Source organism: Enterobacter sp. AC1 (assembly GCF_050434705.1).
Classification (GTDB): domain Bacteria; phylum Pseudomonadota; class Gammaproteobacteria; order Enterobacterales; family Enterobacteriaceae; genus Enterobacter; species Enterobacter cloacae_L.
Window position 1 is genome coordinate 58,354 of record NZ_JBNDIZ010000009.1, and the last position, 20,641, is coordinate 78,994.

The following is a 20,641-nucleotide window of genomic DNA, read 5'->3' on the forward strand; positions in this document are numbered from 1 at the left end:
AGGTCATGATGAGCACAGAAATCAAAACTCAGGTCGTAGTACTTGGGGCAGGCCCGGCAGGTTACTCCGCAGCATTCCGCGCAGCGGATTTAGGTCTGGAAACCGTCATCGTAGAACGTTACAGCACCCTCGGCGGTGTTTGTCTGAACGTCGGCTGTATCCCTTCTAAAGCGCTGCTGCACGTAGCGAAAGTTATCGAAGAAGCCAAAGCGCTGGCTGAACACGGTATCGTCTTCGGCGAGCCGAAAACCGATATCGACAAAATTCGTACCTGGAAAGAGAAAGTTATCACTCAGCTGACCGGCGGTCTGGCGGGTATGGCCAAAGGCCGTAAAGTGAAAGTGGTAAACGGTCTGGGTAAATTCACCGGTGCGAACACCCTGGAAGTAGAAGGCGAAAACGGCAAAACCGTGATCAACTTCGACAATGCGATCATCGCAGCAGGTTCTCGCCCAATCGAACTGCCGTTCATTCCACATGAAGATCCGCGCGTGTGGGATTCCACCGATGCGCTGGAGCTGAAAACCGTTCCTAAGCGCCTGCTGGTTATGGGTGGCGGTATCATCGGTCTGGAAATGGGTACCGTGTACCACGCGCTGGGTTCTGATATCGACGTGGTTGAAATGTTCGACCAGGTTATCCCGGCTGCAGACAAAGACATCGTTAAAGTCTTCACCAAACGCATCAGCAAGAAATTCAACCTGATGCTGGAAACCAAAGTGACTGCCGTTGAAGCGAAAGAAGACGGTATCTACGTTTCCATGGAAGGCAAAAAAGCCCCTGCAGAACCACAGCGTTACGACGCCGTGCTGGTGGCTATCGGCCGTGTGCCGAACGGTAAAAACCTCGACGCGGGCAAAGCTGGCGTGGAAGTTGACGACCGTGGCTTCATCCGCGTTGACAAACAGCTGCGCACTAACGTGCCGCACATCTTTGCTATCGGCGATATCGTCGGTCAGCCAATGCTGGCGCATAAAGGTGTTCACGAAGGTCACGTTGCCGCTGAAGTTATCGCCGGCATGAAGCACTACTTCGATCCGAAAGTGATCCCATCTATCGCGTACACCGAGCCAGAAGTTGCATGGGTTGGTCTGACTGAGAAAGAAGCGAAAGAGAAAGGCATCAGCTACGAAACTGCCACCTTCCCGTGGGCTGCTTCTGGCCGTGCTATCGCGTCCGACTGCGCAGACGGTATGACCAAACTGATCTTCGACAAAGAGACTCACCGCGTGATCGGTGGTGCGATTGTCGGTACCAACGGCGGCGAGCTGCTGGGTGAAATCGGTCTGGCGATCGAAATGGGCTGCGACGCTGAAGACATCGCGCTGACTATCCACGCTCACCCGACTCTGCACGAGTCTGTTGGCCTGGCGGCAGAAGTGTTTGAAGGCAGCATCACCGACCTGCCAAACGCGAAAGCGAAGAAGAAATAAGTTTATTGCTTCTTACTAAACGCCTCCTTCGGAGGCGTTTTTTTTGCCTGAAAACTACCCATTATGGTGGGTAACTTATTGTTATTTCCTCTAAAAATTTGCGCTTATCTGCCGATACTTTTTTCACCATTGTGTAGCTACTGGCCGCACGGTTAGAAGTGATGGATTTTTGATTACACGCAAAAAGGAAATAACATGTTTTTGAAGAAAGTGATGGGGATTGGCCTACTGGCGGCAGTCATGACGCTGACCGGATGCGGTGCGATGACGACGGCGGTGAAAAAACGTAACCTGGAAGTGAAAACGCAGATGAGCGAGACCATCTGGCTTGAGCCGTCTAACGAGAAAACGGTCTACATTCAGGTAAAAAATACCTCTGATAAAGACATGAGCAACCTCCAGACGTTGCTGGCAAACGATCTGAGCGCTAAAGGGTATAAGGTAACGTCCTCTCCTGACAGCGCATACTACTGGGTTCAGGCTAACGTCCTTAAAGCGGACAAAATGGACCTGCGCGAAGCCCAGGGCTATCTGAAAACCGGCTATGAAGGTGCCGCCGTTGGCGCTGCGCTGGGTGCCGGTATCACGGCCTATAACAGTAATTCTTCAGGTGCGGCGCTGGGCGTAGGGCTGGCGGCGGGTCTGATCGGCATGGCGGCAGATGCCATGGTAGAAGATGTGAACTACACCATGGTAACCGACCTGCAGATCTCCGAGCGTAGCAAAGCGAAAGTCACCACCGATAACATTGCGGCGCTGCGTCAGGGGACGTCCGGCGTGAAGCTGCAAACCAGCAGCGAGCAGGGCGATCGCGCGAAGTATCAGACCCGCGTGGTATCGAATGCGAACAAAGTGAATCTGAAATTCGAAGAAGCGAAACCGGTTCTGGAAGCGCAGCTGGCGAAGTCGGTCGCAAATATTCTGTAAGTTAAAAAGCCGGGTGGTGGCTTCGTCATATCCGGCTTGCAAAACGTGGTCCGTTGACCTTACTCAGGGCGCAACGGGCTGCCAGGTTTTATCAGGGTGATACGCGGTTAACGCCCGGGCTTTCTGCTCCGAATCGCTGCCGAGATCTGACTGATAAACCTTGTCGTCCTGATTTATCACGAAGCTCATGATGCCCGTCTGGCCATAGCTGACCGGCCAGGCAACCATCGCGAAACCGTTGTTCTCAGGCAGGATCCGAAAGCGATAGCCGTGATAGCCGGTACCCGGCTCTTTCGGACTGAATGCCGGTCCGAGCGGACTGGGCGCTTCCCCGGGTGAGGCTGGCCAGTACAAACCGTCTTTTTTCCCTCCCGCGCTGACAATTTTCTGCGCGTATTTTTGGTTCATCGCAAAGTAGCTTTGCTGCGCATCGACATAGGCATGTAAGGCTTCAATGGCGGCGAGCTCGTTACGCCCAATTTCGCGGGTCAGGATCTCTTCTGCACCTTCTTTGATATCGAACTGCCAGCCTGCTGCGGTTTTGTTCACCGGAATGGGAAGCTGCCAGCGGCTCTCTCCGACAACAAGATGCGCCGTATCCCCCTCGATAACAGTGTTATGACGGACTTTCCAGTCGCGCAGGAAGCGATCGACGGCGTCCGGATCAACGCCTTCAGGCGGCAGAAAATCGCGCCAGTTCTCTCCAAGCAGGTTGCTCATCGCGCTCTCATTATGTTCGCTTATGGCGTTGACCAGCGCATCGGTCGCCTGGTCGGGCGTGCTAAAGGACTGCTGCGCCATCGCCGAGGCCGAAAGCATGAACAACACCATTCCACTGAGTAGTTTACTTTTCATGTCGGTTCCCTTAGCGATGTCGAATTTCACGGCGTTCAGCGCGTCCACCAGACGCCTGGCGCGGCTGCTGCTGGCGAGCCGCGAGCTGTCTGCTTTGCGCACCACGCTGCTGCTGCGCCTGCCAGTTAGCGGAGCGGCTGTCGTTGCCGCTCAGCGCATTAGCCCGGGGCTGAATGTTTCGCTGCTGAGGAGCGCGTTGCTGCGCAGGTTGCGAACCCCGTTTTTCTTGTCTCTGGGCTGTGGCCTGGCGGTTTTCTCGCTGCTGCGCGGTCGTCCGCTTCGTCGTCTGCGGTTTGGTGTCGTAGCCCCGGTAGTTATTGCGCTGAGAAATCTGCTTCAGCTGTTCACTTGAGGCCTGGCGCTGCCCCTCTTTCGTTCCGGGACGGGCCGTTTGCGGGAAGGTTTTGCCCGTGGATTTCTCCATCTGGCTGAGGGCGGCCTGACGCTGGGTATCGCGGTTAGCCGGTTTTTGCTGCGTTGAGCTTAACCCTGTGGCCGCGCTGGTGGCGTGGAAGCGATTGTTGAGCTGGTTAGTGGGGTAGGGGACACCTTCCCGGTAGGCCGGGTTGTGCTGCCAGGTGCGGTTGGCATCCGTCAGCCGCTGCCCGCTGATTTTATTAAAGTTCTCAACGTTAATATTGATGTTGTTATCACCGTTGCGATTATAGCCGCCGTGATTATCCCAGTCGTCATGGTGATGGTCCCAGTCATCGTCATCATCCCAGTCGATGTTGCTGAAGATGGCATAGGTTGTGGCGACGCCCAGGCTGAAGCCTAAACCGTTGACGAAGCTGTTGCCAAACTGCTCTCCGGGTGAAGGAGGGAGATAGGTAGGCGGATAGGCGGTGTTTGGCCAGGTACCGTACACCGTATTGGGGTTATAGGTTGGGACGTAAACGACCTGCGGATCGGCAGATTCAATTTTAATCACCGTAGGCGCTGGCGCGGACGTTGTGGCTGTCGTTGACTCGGTGGTGCTGGTTTTAGCCGGCGCCGGTTTGGTCACGGTGGTGACCGTCTGCTGAGGCGTCGATTGTAAGGCGCCGGTCTTCTGTGCCAGCGCGCGCAGGCGCTGAACGGAATCCATCACATCTTTCGGTTGTGCGAGAAACGCATCGCCGAGATTTTGTACCCACGGCGGGTTCTCGCCCATCAGCGACATAAGCTGAGGAAACGCGACCAGCGATTTTACGCTGGGATCCCAGGGCTGGCTGGCAACGGCCTGGATAGCGGCGTCTCCTTCCATTTTGGGGTTGTCTTTGGACCACTGCGCCGCCTGGATCACGTTAGCCGGGTAGGTCGAAGCCATCAAAATTTGTGACAGCAGGGCGTCCGGATAGAGCGCGATGGGGGCAACCCACTGGTCGATTTGCGCGGCAGTATACGCTGGCGCGGCGACAGGGGCGGGTGGTGCTGCGGCAGGTGCAGCCGACGGTTGTGCGGCAGGGGCTGGCGCAACGGGTTCCGTTGCACGACTTTTGACAAACATGACGCCTGAGGCGGCAAGCAGCCCGGCACTGCACAGAAGAACGAGCAGATGTGGCTTAAAGGGCAACTTCATAAAATGACTCCAACGAGACAAGCGCTGTGCCGTGAGGCGTTACGGTTGGCGTGAGTATTATTCACCCGTCTTTTACTGTTTTGACTTTTATTGGGAAGCGTCCGGTACGTCCGGATAAAGAGTGTGAGTATTTATTACACAATTATATGCGATGCGGGAAAAACAGCTGGGAATTCAGAAGGCCGCTCTTGCGAGCGGCCAGCAGCGAGTTGCCGAGGTTAACGACAAACAGCACCGTGATGTCGGATATATTCCAGCCACCGTGCAGTGCGGTAAGCAGTAAACCGATCGCAACGATCAGCGCAGTGATTCGCATCTCCATTGCATGCGTTCCTGTAAAGGCTACGCGGGTTCATTCTCCACCGGGAAAGGCCGAACCAGGCAAATAAGTGTATTGCCGCGTAGGTTACGGAACTGCTCCCGGGCCCGGTGACTGGTTGCTACGCCAGCGAAGCAGGCCGGGAGCAACAGTATTACAGTCGGTACGAGCTGAGAAGAATGGCAATGCAGTTACATCCTTTTTCATGCGAAACTGGACGGCGGCTCGTAAATGCCAGACAGGTACTTGCAGATTTTCTTACTGAGGAGCATTATTCATGTCGAGTGTATTGCCGCAAATCTGCCAGCCCGGTGTGCTACCACCGCAAGGCAACAAATAAACCGCTACCAGGCGGTTTTTTTGTACCCAAAATTCGTCTTGTCTCCCCGCTACACCATGCTTAACGATTCAGCAAACTTTTTAATGTTGCTTTTTTGTAAACGGATTAACACTGTGCAGAAATCCTGCTATGCTGCCCGACGCGGTATCGGGCATTTACCCTACAAACTGCTGTCTCACAGGAGCGTGAAGAGAACGCCCGCCGCATATGACAATGAGAGCGAGGAGAACCGTCGTGCTAGAAGAATACCGTAAGCACGTAGCAGAACGTGCCGCCGAGGGAATTGTACCCAAACCTTTAGATGCAACCCAAATGGCCGCGCTCGTCGAGCTGCTGAAGAACCCGCCTAAGGGCGAAGAAGAATTCCTGTTAGATCTGTTGATCAACCGCGTACCGCCTGGCGTAGATGAAGCTGCCTACGTAAAAGCCGGATTCCTTGCTGCTATCGCCAAAGGCGAAGCCACCTCCCCACTGGTTACTCCTGAAAAAGCCATTGAACTGCTCGGCACCATGCAGGGTGGTTATAACATTCATCCGCTGATTGACGCGCTGGATAACGACAAGCTGGCACCGATTGCCGCTAAAGCGCTCTCTTCTACGCTGCTGATGTTCGATAACTTCTACGATGTGGAAGAAAAAGCCAAAGCAGGCAACGTCTATGCGAAGCAGGTGATGCAGTCCTGGGCTGATGCCGAATGGTTCCTGAACCGTCCAGCGCTGGCTGAAAAAATTACCGTCACCGTTTTCAAAGTAACCGGTGAAACCAACACCGATGACCTCTCTCCGGCGCCGGATGCATGGTCTCGCCCGGATATCCCTCTGCACGCCCTGGCAATGCTGAAAAACGCCCGTGAAGGTATTGAGCCGGACCAGCCTGGCAGCGTCGGCCCGATCAAACAGATCGAAGCCCTGCAGAAAAAAGGTTTCCCGCTGGCCTACGTGGGTGACGTTGTGGGGACCGGTTCTTCCCGTAAATCCGCGACCAACTCCGTGCTGTGGTTCATGGGTGACGACATTCCTCATGTGCCGAACAAACGCGGCGGCGGCCTGTGCCTCGGCGGTAAAATTGCGCCTATCTTCTTCAACACCATGGAAGATGCGGGCGCACTGCCAATTGAAGTCGACGTGAATAACCTGAACATGGGCGACGTGATTGACGTTTACCCGTATAAAGGCGAAGTGCGTAATCACGAAACCAACGAGCTGCTGGCAAGCTTTGAGCTGAAAACCGACGTGCTGATCGACGAAGTGCGTGCCGGTGGCCGTATCCCGCTGATTATCGGCCGTGGCCTGACCACCAAAGCGCGTGAAGCGCTGGGTCTGCCGCATTCAGACGTTTTCCGTCAGGCGAAAGACGTGGCCAAGAGCGACCGCGGTTACTCTCTGGCGCAGAAAATGGTGGGCCGCGCGTGCGGCGTAGCCGGTATTCGTCCAGGCGCGTACTGCGAGCCGAAGATGACCTCCGTGGGGTCTCAGGACACCACTGGCCCAATGACCCGTGACGAACTGAAAGACCTGGCGTGCCTGGGCTTCTCTTCCGATCTGGTGATGCAGTCCTTCTGCCACACCGCGGCGTATCCGAAGCCGGTTGACGTGACCACGCACCACACGCTGCCAGACTTCATCATGAACCGCGGCGGCGTCTCTCTGCGTCCGGGCGACGGCGTCATCCACTCCTGGCTGAACCGCATGCTGCTGCCGGATACCGTGGGTACCGGCGGTGACTCCCATACCCGTTTCCCAATCGGTATCTCCTTCCCGGCGGGCTCCGGTCTGGTTGCGTTTGCTGCGGCGACCGGCGTGATGCCGCTGGATATGCCGGAATCGGTGCTGGTGCGCTTCAAAGGCAAAATGCAGCCGGGTATCACCCTGCGCGACCTGGTTCACGCAATCCCGCTGTATGCAATTAAACAGGGCCTGCTGACCGTTGAGAAGAAAGGTAAGAAAAACATCTTCTCCGGCCGTATCCTGGAAATTGAAGGTCTGCCGGATCTGAAAGTAGAGCAGGCGTTCGAGCTGACCGATGCTTCCGCCGAGCGTTCTGCTGCAGGCTGTACCATCAAGCTGAACAAAGAGCCGATTATTGAGTATCTGAACTCGAACATCGTGCTGCTGAAGTGGATGATTGCAGAAGGCTACGGCGACCGTCGTACGCTGGAGCGTCGTATCCAGGGTATGGAAAAATGGCTGGCCGATCCGCAGCTGCTGGAGGCCGATGCTGACGCAGAGTACGCGGCGGTGATCGACATCGATCTGGCGGATATCAAAGAGCCGATCCTGTGTGCACCGAACGATCCGGACGACGCGCGTCCGCTGTCTGAAGTTCAGGGCGAGAAGATCGACGAAGTGTTCATCGGATCCTGTATGACCAACATCGGTCACTTCCGTGCTGCCGGTAAACTGCTGGATACCCACAAAGGCCAGCTGCCAACCCGTCTGTGGGTGGCACCGCCAACCCGTATGGACGCGGCTCAGCTGACCGAAGAGGGCTATTACAGCGTGTTTGGTAAGAGCGGTGCGCGTATTGAAATTCCTGGCTGTTCCCTGTGTATGGGTAACCAGGCGCGCGTAGCCGACGGCGCGACGGTGGTTTCCACCTCTACCCGTAACTTCCCGAACCGTTTAGGTACCGGTGCGAACGTCTTCCTGGCCTCTGCGGAGCTGGCGGCGGTTGCGGCGCTGATTGGCAAACTGCCAACGCCGGAAGAGTACCAGACCTTTGTGGCTCAGGTGGATAAGACGGCGGTGGATACCTATCGCTATCTGAACTTCGACCAGCTCGCTCAGTACACCGAGAAGGCTGACGGGGTAATCTTCCAGACGGCAGTATAAAAACCAACCCCTCACCCTCAGCCCCTCTCCCCAAAGGGGCGAGGGGAGTCCAGTTCCCTCTCCCCTTTGGGGAGAGGGTTAGGGTGAGGGGCTTTTTTATTTTCATTCCTCCCACCTCTCATGCTTTTTTTCTTCTTCTCTGCTGCGATAATTACCCTAATGGCTTTGCAGAGGAAAACACTATGGATTACGAATTTCTGCGCGACATCACCGGAGTGGTGAAAGTGCGTATGTCGATGGGCCACGAAGCCGTTGGACACTGGTTTAACGAAGAGGTGAAAGAAAATCTCGCACTTCTTGATGAAGTTGAACAGGCGGCAGATACGGTAAAAGGCAGTGAACGCTCCTGGCAACGGGCCGGACATGAATACACGCTGTGGATGGATGGCGAAGAGGTGATGGTGCGCGCAAACCAGCTCGAGTTTTCAGGTGACGAGATGGAAGAGGGGATGAGCTACTACGACGAAGAAAGCCTGTCGATGTGCGGCGTAGAGGACTTTCTTCAGGTGGTAACGGCGTACCGAGACTTTATGAAACAGAAATAACAGACCGGAGCATCCCTGCTCCGGCTTGCTTTTACACGGCCGGAATATTGCGGCCGTAGTAGATCTCGCGCATCTCTTTCCAGAGCAGGTCAGTGATCGCCTTACGCTCTTCTTCGCTCAAATCTTCCGGCTTCGTGTGGAACATATAGTGCTTAAGGTCGAACTCCTTAAGTAACATCTTGGTATGGAAGATGTTTTCCTGATACACGTTCACGTCCATCATGTCGTACAACGATTTCATATCGTCGGACATAAAGTTCTGAATAGAATTGATCTCGTGGTCGATGAAGTGTTTCATGCCGTTGATATCACGGGTAAAACCACGCACGCGATAATCAATCGTGACGATATCCGATTCCAGCTGGTGAATTAAATAGTTCAGCGCGTTCAGCGGGGAAATCACACCGCAGGTCGACACTTCGATATCGGCGCGGAACGTACACAGCCCGCCTTCCGGATGGCTTTCCGGGTAGGTATGAACGCAGATATGGCTTTTATCAAGGTGCGCAACAACCACTTCCGGCAGCGGGCCAGGATGTTCAGTTTTGTCGATAAGCTTCGGGTCGACCGGCTCTTCGCTGACCAGTATGGTCACGCTGGCGCCCTGGGGTTCATAATCCTGGCGGGCGATATTAAGGATGTTTGCGCCGATAATGGAGCAGGTCTCTGACAGGATCTCGGTCAGACGGTTGGCGTTGTAGAGTTCATCGATATAGGCGATGTAACCATCGCGTTCTTCCGCTGTTTTGGCATAGCAGATATCGTAAATACAAAAACTCAGGCTTTTGGTCAGGTTGTTAAAGCCATGCAGTTTAAGCTTTTTCAATTAGCTCACCCCCTTTGTGGATAATGCATCTTGCAGGTATTGCGGCAACGCAAACGCAGCGGTATGCACGGCCGGATTGTAGTATCGGCACTGAAGACCGGCCTGGTGGAAGCGGGCCTGGATAATTTCGGTGGAGAGATGGCGCAATACGTCGTTGTCCGTTGCCCACGCGAAGGTCATGATCCCGCCGTAGTACGTCGGAATGGCGGCCTGATAGAAGCTGACATCGCCGAAATAGGTGCTCAGCTTGCGATGGCTGTCAATCGCTTCATCCTGCTGCAGGAAGCAGACGCCATTTTGTGCGACAAAGATCCCGCCAGGGTTCAGGCAGCGCTTGCAGCCTTCGTAGAAGGAGGAGGTAAACAGCGACGCGCCGGGGCCGATCGGGTCGGTACAGTCGGAGATAATGACGTCAAACGTTTGGGTAGTCTGGTTAACGAAGTTAACACCGTCGTCAATCACCAGGTTAAAGCGCGGATCGTCATAGCTACCGGCATTGTGGTTGGGCAGGTACTGGCGGCAGAAAGAGACCACGCCCGCATCGATTTCCACCATGGTGATGGTTTCAATGGACCGATGGCGGGACACTTCACGCAGCATTGCGCCGTCGCCACCGCCGATAATCAGGACATGCTTCGCATGACCGTGCGCCAGCAGAGGGACGTGGGTCATCATCTCATGATAGATAAACTCATCCCGCTCGGTCGTTTGCACGACGCCGTCCAGCGCCATGACGCGGCCAAAGGCGGCATTCTCGAAGATGATCAGATCCTGGTGATCGGTTTTCTCATGATAGAGCACGTTATCAACGGCAAAGTACTGACCAAACTGGTCATGCAGTGTTTCATGCCACAACGTGTGGTCGGCCATATGCGGACTCCTCCTGTGTTAACATCCGTTACACTCTCAAAAAATGAGCGAAACATGATAGCTAACTATAACCGTGGTTGCACGGCTATAGGCTCAACAAGGGGCGTCGGGAAGGTTATTTCACGTAGGCGAGAAGGCTGAGTGAATCACGAGCCAGCGCTTTGCATTTTTTTGCAGTGGGGATACCAATGCCGCTTAAGTCACGGTAGCTGTCTTCACCGAGCGCCTTCATGTCGAAGCTGTCGTAGTTGCTGAGATCCCACTGGTTCTGCTGGGCAAAAAAGACCAGCGCGCGGCGAATTTGCCCGTTGGGTAAATTCTGGTAGCCACAATCATTTTTCAGGAATACAAAAACCGCCGTTAAGTCGGCCATATCTTCCGCTTCATTTTCACTTAGCGCATAGCTGTTCGCACACATTGCCATCAGGCTACCGAACAAAATTGTCCTGAAAAACGTCTTCATTGCTTCTACCACATCTTCACGGAAAATTAACGTTAGCATACTTGATGCCAGTGCGACGATCTTTATTATTGCCGCCGTGCTTGACCTTCCGGTAAGGGGAGGGTTTATGCTCAAAAGATCGCCTGCTGGAAATAAGGAAATGAACATGCAACGTCGTGATTTTTTGAAATACTCTGTTGCGCTGGGGGCTGCCAGCGCATTACCACTCTGGAGCCGCGCGGTTTTCGCCGCTGACAGGCCGGCCTTACCCATCCCTGATTTACTGACCGCTGACGCCCGCAGCCGTATCCAGCTTGTTGTTCAGTCCGGCAAAACGACGTTCGGCGAGCACAGTGCCACGACGTGGGGCTATAACGGCAATCTGCTCGGTCCGGCGCTTCAGTTACGTAAAGGGAAAGCGGTGACGGTGGATATTCACAACACGCTTGCTGAAGAGACGACGCTGCACTGGCACGGGCTGGAAGTGCCGGGCGAGGTGGACGGCGGGCCGCAGGGCGTCATCAAAGCGGGCGGCAAGCGCAGCGTCACCTTTACGCCCGATCAGCGTGCGGCCACCTGTTGGTTTCATCCGCATCAGCATGGTAAAACCGGCCATCAGGTAGCGATGGGGCTGGCGGGGCTAGTGCTGATTGAAGACGACGAAAGCCGCCTGCTGCGCCTGCCTAAACAGTGGGGCATCGACGACGTGCCGGTGATTGTGCAGGACAAGAAATTCACCGCTGATGGGCAAATTGACTACCAGTTGGACGTCATGAGCGCGGCGGTGGGCTGGTTTGGCGACACGCTGCTGACCAACGGGGCTATTTATCCTCAACATGCCGCACCGAAAGGCTGGCTGCGTCTGCGCCTGCTCAACGGCTGTAACGCACGCTCCCTCAATTTCGCCGCCAGTGATAAACGTCCTCTGTACGTGGTTGCCAGCGACGGGGGGCTGCTGCCCGAGCCGGTGAAGGTAAACGAGCTACCAATGCTGATGGGAGAACGTTTTGAGGTGCTGGTGGATATCAGCGACGGTAAGGCGTTTGACCTGGTAACGCTGCCGGTCAGTCAGATGGGGATGGCGGTTGCGCCCTTTGATAAGGCGCACCCGGTGCTGCGCATTCAGCCATTACTGGTGACCGCTTCCGGCACGCTGCCGGATAGCTTAGCCAACCTGCCAGCACTCCCCTCGCTTGACGGGCTTACGCAACGCAAGCTGCAGCTCTCCATGAACCCGATGCTCGACATGATGGGCATGCAGGCGCTGATGGCGAAATATGGCGATAAGGCGATGGCGGGGATGCACCACGGGCAGATGATGGGCCATATGAATATGGACCACGGTAACATGGGCGGCATGGGGAACATGAACCATGGCGAACATGGCTTTGATTTCCACAACGCCAATATGATTAACGGCAAAGCGTTCGACATGAACACGCCGATGTTTGCTGCCGCAAAAGGGCAGTTTGAGCGCTGGGTGATTTCAGGCGAAGGGGACATGATGCTGCATCCGTTCCATATCCACGGTACCCAGTTCCGCATTCTCTCCGAGAACGGTAAGGCCCCTGCTATACACCGTGCGGGCTGGAAGGATACGGTGAGGGTTGAAGGCGGGGTCAGCGAGGTGCTGGTGAAGTTTGACCACGATGCGCCGAAGGAGTTTGCCTACATGGCGCACTGCCATCTGCTGGAGCATGAGGATACGGGGATGATGCTTGGTTTTACTGTTTAAAACAGTGCGGCCAGATGCCCTCACCCTGACCCTCTCCCACAGGGCTGAAGGTTCCCCACAAAATAATGCCTGCACGGACGATCCCCTCTCCCTTGAGGGAGAGGGCTAGGGTGAGGGAGAACATACGGCTCTGGTGGTCATTCCGTTCACTTTATGTTCCCTGCTACTCTGTAACGACATGACCGGTGAACGTGCCAGGGTGGCTCAATCGCCTCGCCCCGGCCTTACGGAAACGCCTCGGCGATTTACAGCCGGACCAGGGCATCGCTGTAAGCCATTCATTTTCCTGAAGCAACATTCACCGCTTCCGGTAAAAAAAATTACTGGGGATCCCTCAGCCCACAGGGAGAGGGAACAGACACAAAAACGGCAACCGAAGTTGCCGTTTTGGATATTTCTGTAGGCCGGGTAAGGCGTAGCCACCACCCGGCTTTTCAGTTACTTGTTTTCGTCCGGCAACGCATACGCGACGATATAGTCGCCCATCTTCGTGCCAAACGAACCGTGACCACCGGCAGAGATGACAACGTACTGCTTGCCATTCACTTCATAGGTCATCGGCGTAGCTTGTCCACCGGCTGGCAGACGGCCTTGCCACAGTTTTTCACCGTTGGTCATGTTGTACGCGCGCAGGTAGTTATCTGCGGTTGCCGCGATGAACAGCACGTTACCGGCGGTGGAAATCGGGCCACCCAGCATTGGCATACCCATATTGAACGGCACCGGAACCGGCATCGGGAACGGCATGCTGTCCTGCGGGGTACCAATACGTTTTTTCCAGACGACCTGGTTAGTTTTCAGATCCAGACCGGAGATATAACCCCAGGCAGGCTGTTTACACGGCAGACCAAACGGAGACAGGAACGGGTTCAGCGTCACGCCAAACGGTACGCCGTACTGCGGCTGAATGCCGGCTTCGGTACCGCTGCCTTTCGCGTCTTTCGGCTGCTCCATTGGGTTACCTGGACCACGCGGGATCAGGCGGGATACGAACGGCAGGGCCATTGGGTTAGCAATCGCGACCTGACGGTTAGGGTCAACGGAAATGCCGCCCCATTCGAACATCCCCAGGTTACCCGGGAAGACCAGCGTGCCCTGCTCGGAAGGCGGTGTGAAGATGCCTTCATAGCGCAGCTGGTGGAACATCACGCGGCACACCAACTGGTCAAACATGGTGGCGCCCCACATGTCTGCACCGCTGAGGTCTTTCTTCGGACGGAAGCTCAGATCGGAGAACGGCTGGGTTTTACTGACGTAATCGCCTTTAGCCGCGCCCTGCGGAACCGGTTTTTCCGGAGCAGGCACGACCAGTTTACCGTTGCTGCGATCCAGGACGAAGATGTTGCCCGTCTTCGCCGGCGCGTAAATCACCGGTACGGTTTTGCCGTTAACGGTAATGTCCGCCAGCGTCGGCTGGGACGGCATATCCATATCCCACAGATCGTGGTGAACGGTCTGGTAGCTCCATGCCAGCTTACCGGTGGTCGCATTCAGCGCCACGATAGCGCTCGCATAACGTTCCTGCTCCGGCGTGCGGTTACCGCCCCAGATATCTGGCGTGGTCACACCCATTGGCAGGTAGACCAGGTCCAGCTTCGCGTCATACGCCGCCGGTGCCCAGGAGTTTGGCGAGTTAAAGGTAAAGGTGTGTTCATCCGACGGGATCGCGTTTGGATCTTTCGCGCCCGGGTCGAAGGCCCACAGCAGTTTACCGGTGTTCACGTCGAAACCACGAATAACGCCGGAAGTTTCGCGGGTGGAGAAGTTATCCGTTACCGAACCGGCAATCACGATAGTTTTATCGGTGATGATCGGCGGAGAGGTTGGCTCATACAGACCCGGCGTGGTGTCCGGCATGTTGGTCTGCAGGTTCAGGATACCTTTGTTCGCGAAGGTTTCGCACAGCTTGCCCGTTTCGGCATTGATGGCGAACAGACGGCCATCGTTCACCGGCAGCATGATGCGGCGAGGACAGTCGGCCACCACCTCAGGGCTCGCATTATCGGCGCGCGCTTCGTGGTAAGAGACGCCACGGCAGGTGACATGCTGGAAGGACGGGTTGGAGTTCAGCTGCGGATCGAAGTGCCATTTCTCTTTACCGGTGGCCGCGTCGAGCGCGAACAGACGCTGGTGCGCCGTACACAGATAGAGCATGTTGCCGACTTTAATTGGCGTCACTTCGTTGGTCAGTTCACCCGGATCGTTCGGCATCTTCAGGTCACCGGTACGGAATACCCAGGCTTCCTTCAGGTTCTTCACGTTGTCCGCGTTGATCTGCTTCAGCGGAGAGTAGCGTTGGCCTTCCTGGTTACGACCATACGCAGGCCAGTCACCGTCAGCGACCTGGGAGATAGCCGCCGCAGGCGTGGATTCCGCGTTCAGCGTACCGTTGATCTCCTGTGGGTCATTAAAACCGGCCCAGGTCAGAATGCCGCCGGTAATCAGCAGGGCAACAACCAGGCCCGCCACAGCACCGCTTGAAGGCACAATCAGGCGACGCCAGACGAACGGCAGGATCAGCCAGATACCAAAGAAGACCAGGATGTCGCTGCGCGGCGTCAGTGCCCAGAAGTCGAACCCGACTTCCCAGACGCCCCAGATCATGGTGGCAAGGAGGAGTGCGGCATACAGCCACAGTGCGGATTGTTTTCTACGCAACAGCAGGACGGTTACGGCAACCATAACCAGACCCGCAATCGGGTAGTACCAGGAGCCGCCTAAAGCGACCAGCCAGACGCCACCGATTAACAGATACAGCGCGCAGAAGGCTGCGAACGCGGCTGTTAATGTCACCAGTAGACGCGGCTGTTTAGAGTGTGTTTCAGCCATAGAAAGTGTACTCGTCAGTTTTTGTTAATAATTTGCTAGCAACTAATTATAGGTATTAACAAGTGTGATCGGAATCACAATATTTGCTTTTTATAACTCATGCGCCAGGCTTAGCCATTTGCTGATATAATGGCTGGCTTGCGTATCGATGCCGGAGATGAATTCACCCGCATTGAGAGATTTTCATTAAAATCATTTGGTTAGTAATATGAAACATACTGTTGAAGTGATGATCCCGGAAGCCGAGATCAAAGCGCGTATCGCCGAACTGGGTCGTCAAATCACCGAACATTACAAGGACAGCGGCAGCGAAATGGTGCTGGTCGGTCTGTTGCGTGGCTCTTTCATGTTCATGGCAGATCTGTGCCGTGAAGTGCATGTGCCACATGAGGTCGATTTTATGACCGCCTCCAGCTACGGCAGCGGCATGTCCACAACCCGTGATGTGAAAATCCTGAAAGATCTGGATGAAGATATTCGTGGCAAAGATGTGTTGATCGTTGAGGACATTATCGACTCCGGCAACACCCTTTCAAAAGTGCGCGAGATCCTGAGCCTGCGAGAGCCAAAATCTCTGGCTATCTGCACCCTGCTGGATAAACCTGACCGCCGTGAAGTGCAGGTGCCGGTCGAGTTCGTGGGCTTCTCCATTCCGGACGAATTCGTCGTCGGTTATGGCATTGACTACGCGCAGCGTTATCGTCATCTGCCGTATGTTGGGAAAGTGGTGTTGCTGGACGAGTAACTGCGGGCTGATGCCCTCACCCCGACCCTCTCCCACAGGGAGAGGGAGAAAATCTCCGGCTTTATTTATGGTTCACATGCTTCAGCTTAAGGTTGGCAATTCCTGAACGGTAACGCTGCTCCAGCGTTTCGCGGTTGGTGGCGGTCACTTCCAGATTGCGCAGCAGACCATCGTGAATACCGTACGCCCAGCCGTGAATAGAGACCTTCTGCCCGCGCTTCCACGCTGACTGAATGATCGTTGAATGTCCCAGATTATATACCTGCTCCATCACGTTGAGTTCGCAAAGGGTATCCATGCGACGCTCCTGCGGCATTTCGCCTAACAGTGAGCTATGTTTGAACCAGATATCGCGGATGTGCAGCAGCCAGTTATCAATAAGCCCCAGCTCCGGGTTTTCAACCGCTGCCTGCACGCCGCCGCAGCCATAATGGCCGCAAATAATGATGTGCTCGACTTCCAGAACGTCAACGGCATACTGAACAACAGAAAGACAGTTAAGATCGGTGTGAATGACCAGGTTGGCGACATTACGGTGAACAAACAGTTCGCCGGGTTCGAGGCCGGTCAGACGCTCCGCCGGTACGCGGCTGTCGGAACATCCAATCCAGAGAAAGCGTGGGTTCTGAGCCTGCGCGAGTTTTCCAAAAAATCCGGGGTCTTCCTCCACCAGCATTTTTGACCATAGTGCATTGTTGCTGATGAGTGTATCTATGTTGTTCATGGAGGTTAGCGACCTGTAACCGAGTAATTGCGTTGCGCTACTATAGGGTAACCCGACTTTTAATGAAACCACACAACGCGTGTAAGAACTGAAGGTAAGTGAATTTCATGGCAATTGCACTGGAGCTTGAGCAGCTTAAAAAAACCTATCCGGGCGGCGTTCAGGCGCTACGCGGGATAGATCTTAAAGTAGAGGCCGGCGATTTTTATGCGCTTCTGGGGCCGAACGGGGCGGGGAAATCGACCACCATTGGTATTATCAGCTCGCTGGTTAATAAAACGTCCGGCAGGGTAAGCGTCTTTGGATACGACCTCCAAAAAGATGTGGTGAACGCCAAGCGCCAGCTGGGGCTGGTACCGCAGGAGTTCAACTTCAACCCGTTCGAGACGGTGCAGCAAATTGTCGTTAACCAGGCGGGTTATTATGGCGTTGAGCGTAAAGAGGCTCTGGAGCGTAGCGAAAAGTACCTCAAACAGCTCGATCTGTGGGAAAAGCGCAACGAGCGCGCGCGCATGTTGTCCGGCGGGATGAAGCGCCGCCTGATGATTGCCCGTGCGCTGATGCACGAGCCAAAACTGCTGATCCTCGATGAACCGACGGCAGGCGTGGATATCGAACTGCGTCGTTCCATGTGGGGCTTCCTGAAAGACCTCAACGACAAAGGCACCACCATTATTCTGACCACCCACTATCTTGAAGAGGCTGAAATGCTGTGCCGCAATATCGGCATCATTCAGCACGGCGAGCTGGTGGAAAACACCTCAATGAAGAATCTGCTCTCGAAGCTGAAATCAGAAACCTTCATTCTCGATCTGGCGGCAAAAAGCCCGCTACCGAAGCTCGAAGGGTACCAGTATCGTCTCGTCGATACCTCGACGCTGGAAGTGGAAGTGCTGCGCGAGCAGGGGATTAACAGCGTGTTCTCGCAGCTGAGCGCGCAGGGTATTCAGGTATTAAGTATGCGTAACAAAGCGAACCGACTGGAAGAGCTGTTTGTCTCTCTGGTGCACGATAAACAAGGAGACAAGGCATGACGCATCTTTACTGGGTCGCGCTGAAAAGTATCTGGGCAAAAGAGATAAACCGTTTTATGCGTATCTGGGTGCAAACCCTGGTGCCGCCGGTTATCACGATGACGCTCTACTTCATCATCTTCGGTAACCTGATTGGTTCCCGGATTGGTGAAATGCACGGCTTTACCTATATGCAGTTCATCGTGCCGGGCCTGATCATGATGGCGGTGATCACCAACGCCTATGCCAACGTGGCGTCGTCATTCTTTAGCGCCAAGTTTCAGCGCAATATTGAAGAGCTGCTGGTCGCGCCTGTGCCGACGCACGTCATTATTGCTGGTTATGTCGGCGGTGGCGTGGCGCGCGGGCTGTGCGTGGGGATCCTGGTTACGGCGATTTCGCTGTTCTTTGTCCCGTTCCAGGTGCACTCGTGGCTGTTTGTCGCGCTGACGCTGCTCCTGACGGCAATCCTGTTCTCGCTGGCTGGACTGCTGAACGCCGTATTCGCCAAAACGTTTGACGATATTAGCCTCATCCCGACCTTCGTGCTGACGCCGCTGACCTATCTCGGTGGGGTGTTCTACTCCCTGACGCTGCTGCCGCCATTCTGGCAGGCGCTGTCGCACCTGAACCCGATTGTCTACATGATCAGCGGTTTCCGCTTTGGCTTCCTCGGGATTACCGACGTGCCGCTGTTTACCACGGTGGCGGTGCTGGTGGTGTTTATCATCGCTTTCTACCTGCTGTGCTGGTATCTGATCCAGCGCGGGCGCGGTCTGCGCAGCTAACCTTCTGCCCGGCGACATTCTGTTTGCCGGGCACGTTTCTTTGATAGTTATCACCGAAAGCTAACCTTCACTCCGCTAAACTACTTGCCTGCTAAGGAGAGGATTATGCTGGGATGGGTTATCACCTGCCACGATGAACACGCGCAGGATATGCTGGACAAGCTTGAAGCCAGATTTGGCCCGCTGGTGCAATGCCGGGCGGTAAATTACTGGCGCGGGTTGAGCACCAACATGCTGAGCCGAATGATGTGCGATGCCCTGCATGAGACTGACACGGGTGATGGCGTTATTTTTCTTACCGATAAATCAGGCGCGGCACCTTACCGTTCAGCCGCGTTGCTGAGCCATAAGCATGCGTGCTGTGAAGTGATCTCGGGCATTAACTTCGCTCTGCTGGCGTTAATGTATCCACAGCGTGAATCATTAAGCAGCGCTGAGTTTCGCAATGTTCTTGTGGCGCAGGGCGTTCCGGGCGTCAGCAGCTTATGGCATCAGCAGCAAAAAAATCCTCCCTTTGTCCTGCTCCATGACTTGTATAAGAATTAAACATTGGTATTGATGTCTCATTTGTTACAATAGCGGCAGTTTCCCGCACCGATTAAGACACCATGTTACCGCGTATTCTTTTCTTGCTTTTGATGCTCACTTCCGGCGTCAGCTTAGCCAGTTTACTTAGTCAGCAAACGCTGCCCGCCCAGTATATGCAAACCACCGAAGATGCGGTTATCTGGGCGCAGGTGGGGAACAGTGTGATCAACGTTGGCAACGTGCGCGCCGGGCAGATCCTGGCGGTTGTGCCCGCGGCGGCGGACTACTACGAATTTCGCTTCGGTTTTGGTACGGGCTTTATCGACAAGGGACACCTGGAGCCGGTTCAGGGGAAACAGCGCGTCGAGGACAGCCTTGGGGATCTCAATAAACCCCTGAGCAATCAGAACCTCATTACCTGGAAAGACACGCCGGTGTATAACGCGCCTTCCAGCGGAAGTGCACCGTTCGGCACTTTAAGCGCGAATCTTCGCTATCCGATCCTGAACAAACTTAAAGACCGTCTGAATCAGACCTGGTTCCAGATCCGCATCGGTAACCGCCTGGCGTGGGTGAGTAGCCTGGATGCCCAGGAAGATAACGGCATCCCGGTCCTGACCTACCATCATATTCTGCGCGATGAAGAGAACACCCGTTTTCGACATACCTCCACCACGACGAGCGTGCGTGCGTTCAACAACCAGATGGCCTGGCTGCGCGATCAGGGGTATACCACCCTGACGATGTATCAGCTGGAAGGATACGTGCGCAATAAACTGAATTTGCCGGCCAAATCGGTGGCGATCACCTTTGATGACGGTCTGAAATCGGTAAGCCGCTATGCGTATCCGATCCTGAAAGAGTACGGCTTTAACGCCACGGCGTTTATTATCTCGTCCCGTATTAAGCGGCATCCACAGAAGTGGGATCCTAAATCGCTGCAGTTTATGAGCGTTCAGGAGCTGAAGGGCATTCAGGACGTGTTTGATATCCAGTCCCACACGCACTTCCTGCACCGCGTCGATGGCAACAAACATCCGATTTTACTGAGCCGCAGCTACCACGTGATCCTCTTCGATTTTGAACGTTCTCGCCGGGGGCTGGCGCAGTTTAATCCGCGCGTGCTGTATCTCTCTTACCCCTTTGGCGGCTACGACAGCAAAGCGATAAAAGCAGCGAACGATGCCGGTTTTCACCTGGCGGTGACAACGGTAAAAGGAAAGGTTAAGCCGGGGGATAATCCGTTCTTACTGAAACGTCTGTATATCTTAAGAACGGATTCGCTGGAGACGATGTCGCGGCTGATCAGTAATCAGCCGCAGGGGTAAA

18 protein-coding genes are annotated in these 20,641 nt (G+C 54.9%); 10 read left to right on the forward strand and 8 right to left on the reverse strand.

Annotated elements, in window-relative coordinates:
• Positions 1 to 8: 8 nt before the first annotated feature.
• The gene (gene lpdA / locus M2433_RS20640) at positions 9 to 1,433 is read left to right on the forward strand and encodes a dihydrolipoyl dehydrogenase (protein ID WP_014068924.1); all 1,425 of its coding nucleotides are present in this window, start codon (positions 9 to 11) and stop codon (positions 1,431 to 1,433) included.
• Between the two features lie 195 nt (positions 1,434 to 1,628).
• Complete coding sequence (traT, locus tag M2433_RS20645; RefSeq protein ID WP_429057284.1) at positions 1,629 to 2,360, forward strand: conjugal transfer complement resistance protein TraT; 732 nt, start codon at positions 1,629 to 1,631, stop codon at positions 2,358 to 2,360.
• A 63-nt stretch (positions 2,361 to 2,423) separates the two neighbouring features.
• Here the strand turns inward: traT and M2433_RS20650 are convergent, their stop codons facing one another.
• The 3 genes from M2433_RS20650 to M2433_RS20660 all read right to left on the reverse strand — a co-directional run bounded on the left by M2433_RS20650 (position 2,424) and on the right by M2433_RS20660 (position 5,098).
• Positions 2,424 to 3,215 (reverse strand): DUF2950 family protein, encoded by a 792-nt coding sequence (locus M2433_RS20650; protein WP_429057285.1) that lies wholly within the window; start codon positions 3,213 to 3,215, stop codon positions 2,424 to 2,426.
• Between the two features lie 10 nt (positions 3,216 to 3,225).
• Positions 3,226 to 4,776 (reverse strand): DUF3300 domain-containing protein, encoded by a 1,551-nt coding sequence (locus M2433_RS20655; protein WP_429057287.1) that lies wholly within the window; start codon positions 4,774 to 4,776, stop codon positions 3,226 to 3,228.
• Between the two features lie 142 nt (positions 4,777 to 4,918).
• On the reverse strand, positions 4,919 to 5,098 hold the full coding sequence (locus M2433_RS20660; RefSeq protein ID WP_429057289.1) for a hypothetical protein: 180 nt from the start codon (positions 5,096 to 5,098) through the stop codon (positions 4,919 to 4,921).
• Positions 5,099 to 5,669: 571 nt separating this feature from the next.
• Here M2433_RS20660 and acnB point away from each other — a divergent pair.
• The gene (gene acnB, locus M2433_RS20665; RefSeq protein ID WP_429057292.1) at positions 5,670 to 8,267 is read left to right on the forward strand and encodes a bifunctional aconitate hydratase 2/2-methylisocitrate dehydratase; all 2,598 of its coding nucleotides are present in this window, start codon (positions 5,670 to 5,672) and stop codon (positions 8,265 to 8,267) included.
• 182 nt (positions 8,268 to 8,449) lie between these two features.
• Entirely contained in the window at positions 8,450 to 8,812 is a 363-nt protein-coding gene (yacL, locus tag M2433_RS20670) for a protein YacL (RefSeq protein ID WP_047346374.1), read from the forward strand.
• 31 nt (positions 8,813 to 8,843) lie between these two features.
• On the opposite strand, the gene speD is transcribed toward yacL, so the two are convergent.
• From speD to M2433_RS20685, 3 genes are all read right to left on the reverse strand, one after another.
• Positions 8,844 to 9,638 (reverse strand): adenosylmethionine decarboxylase, encoded by a 795-nt coding sequence (speD, locus tag M2433_RS20675; protein ID WP_023334531.1) that lies wholly within the window; start codon positions 9,636 to 9,638, stop codon positions 8,844 to 8,846.
• On the reverse strand, positions 9,639 to 10,508 hold the full coding sequence (speE, locus tag M2433_RS20680) for a polyamine aminopropyltransferase (protein ID WP_047346375.1): 870 nt from the start codon (positions 10,506 to 10,508) through the stop codon (positions 9,639 to 9,641).
• 115 nt (positions 10,509 to 10,623) lie between these two features.
• Positions 10,624 to 10,971, reverse strand: coding sequence for a YacC family pilotin-like protein (locus M2433_RS20685; RefSeq protein WP_014882582.1), 348 nt, complete (start codon positions 10,969 to 10,971; stop codon positions 10,624 to 10,626).
• A 145-nt stretch (positions 10,972 to 11,116) separates the two neighbouring features.
• Here M2433_RS20685 and cueO point away from each other — a divergent pair, with 145 nt between their 5' ends.
• Positions 11,117 to 12,685 (forward strand): multicopper oxidase CueO, encoded by a 1,569-nt coding sequence (cueO, locus tag M2433_RS20690; RefSeq protein WP_429057295.1) that lies wholly within the window; start codon positions 11,117 to 11,119, stop codon positions 12,683 to 12,685.
• 438 nt (positions 12,686 to 13,123) lie between these two features.
• On the opposite strand, the gene M2433_RS20695 is transcribed toward cueO, so the two are convergent.
• Complete coding sequence (locus M2433_RS20695) at positions 13,124 to 15,514, reverse strand: glucose/quinate/shikimate family membrane-bound PQQ-dependent dehydrogenase (RefSeq protein ID WP_429057297.1); 2,391 nt, start codon at positions 15,512 to 15,514, stop codon at positions 13,124 to 13,126.
• Between the two features lie 208 nt (positions 15,515 to 15,722).
• Between M2433_RS20695 and hpt the strand changes: the two genes are divergently transcribed.
• Positions 15,723 to 16,259 (forward strand): hypoxanthine phosphoribosyltransferase, encoded by a 537-nt coding sequence (gene hpt, locus M2433_RS20700; protein ID WP_008501948.1) that lies wholly within the window; start codon positions 15,723 to 15,725, stop codon positions 16,257 to 16,259.
• A 61-nt stretch (positions 16,260 to 16,320) separates the two neighbouring features.
• On the opposite strand, the gene can is transcribed toward hpt, so the two are convergent.
• Positions 16,321 to 16,983 (reverse strand): carbonate dehydratase, encoded by a 663-nt coding sequence (gene can, locus M2433_RS20705; RefSeq protein WP_429057299.1) that lies wholly within the window; start codon positions 16,981 to 16,983, stop codon positions 16,321 to 16,323.
• A gap of 107 nt (positions 16,984 to 17,090) precedes the next feature.
• On the opposite strand from can, the gene M2433_RS20710 reads away from it, so the two are divergent.
• From M2433_RS20710 to M2433_RS20725, 4 genes are all read left to right on the forward strand, one after another.
• Entirely contained in the window at positions 17,091 to 18,017 is a 927-nt protein-coding gene (locus M2433_RS20710) for an ABC transporter ATP-binding protein (protein WP_159515530.1), read from the forward strand.
• The gene (locus tag M2433_RS20715) at positions 18,014 to 18,784 is read left to right on the forward strand and encodes an ABC transporter permease (RefSeq protein ID WP_023334536.1); all 771 of its coding nucleotides are present in this window, start codon (positions 18,014 to 18,016) and stop codon (positions 18,782 to 18,784) included. Before M2433_RS20710 ends, M2433_RS20715 begins: the two co-directional genes overlap by 4 nt.
• 105 nt (positions 18,785 to 18,889) lie before the next feature.
• Positions 18,890 to 19,330, forward strand: coding sequence for a PTS sugar transporter subunit IIA (locus tag M2433_RS20720; protein WP_429057301.1), 441 nt, complete (start codon positions 18,890 to 18,892; stop codon positions 19,328 to 19,330).
• A gap of 62 nt (positions 19,331 to 19,392) precedes the next feature.
• The gene (locus M2433_RS20725; RefSeq protein ID WP_429057302.1) at positions 19,393 to 20,640 is read left to right on the forward strand and encodes a polysaccharide deacetylase family protein; all 1,248 of its coding nucleotides are present in this window, start codon (positions 19,393 to 19,395) and stop codon (positions 20,638 to 20,640) included.
• Position 20,641 lies beyond the last annotated feature (1 nt).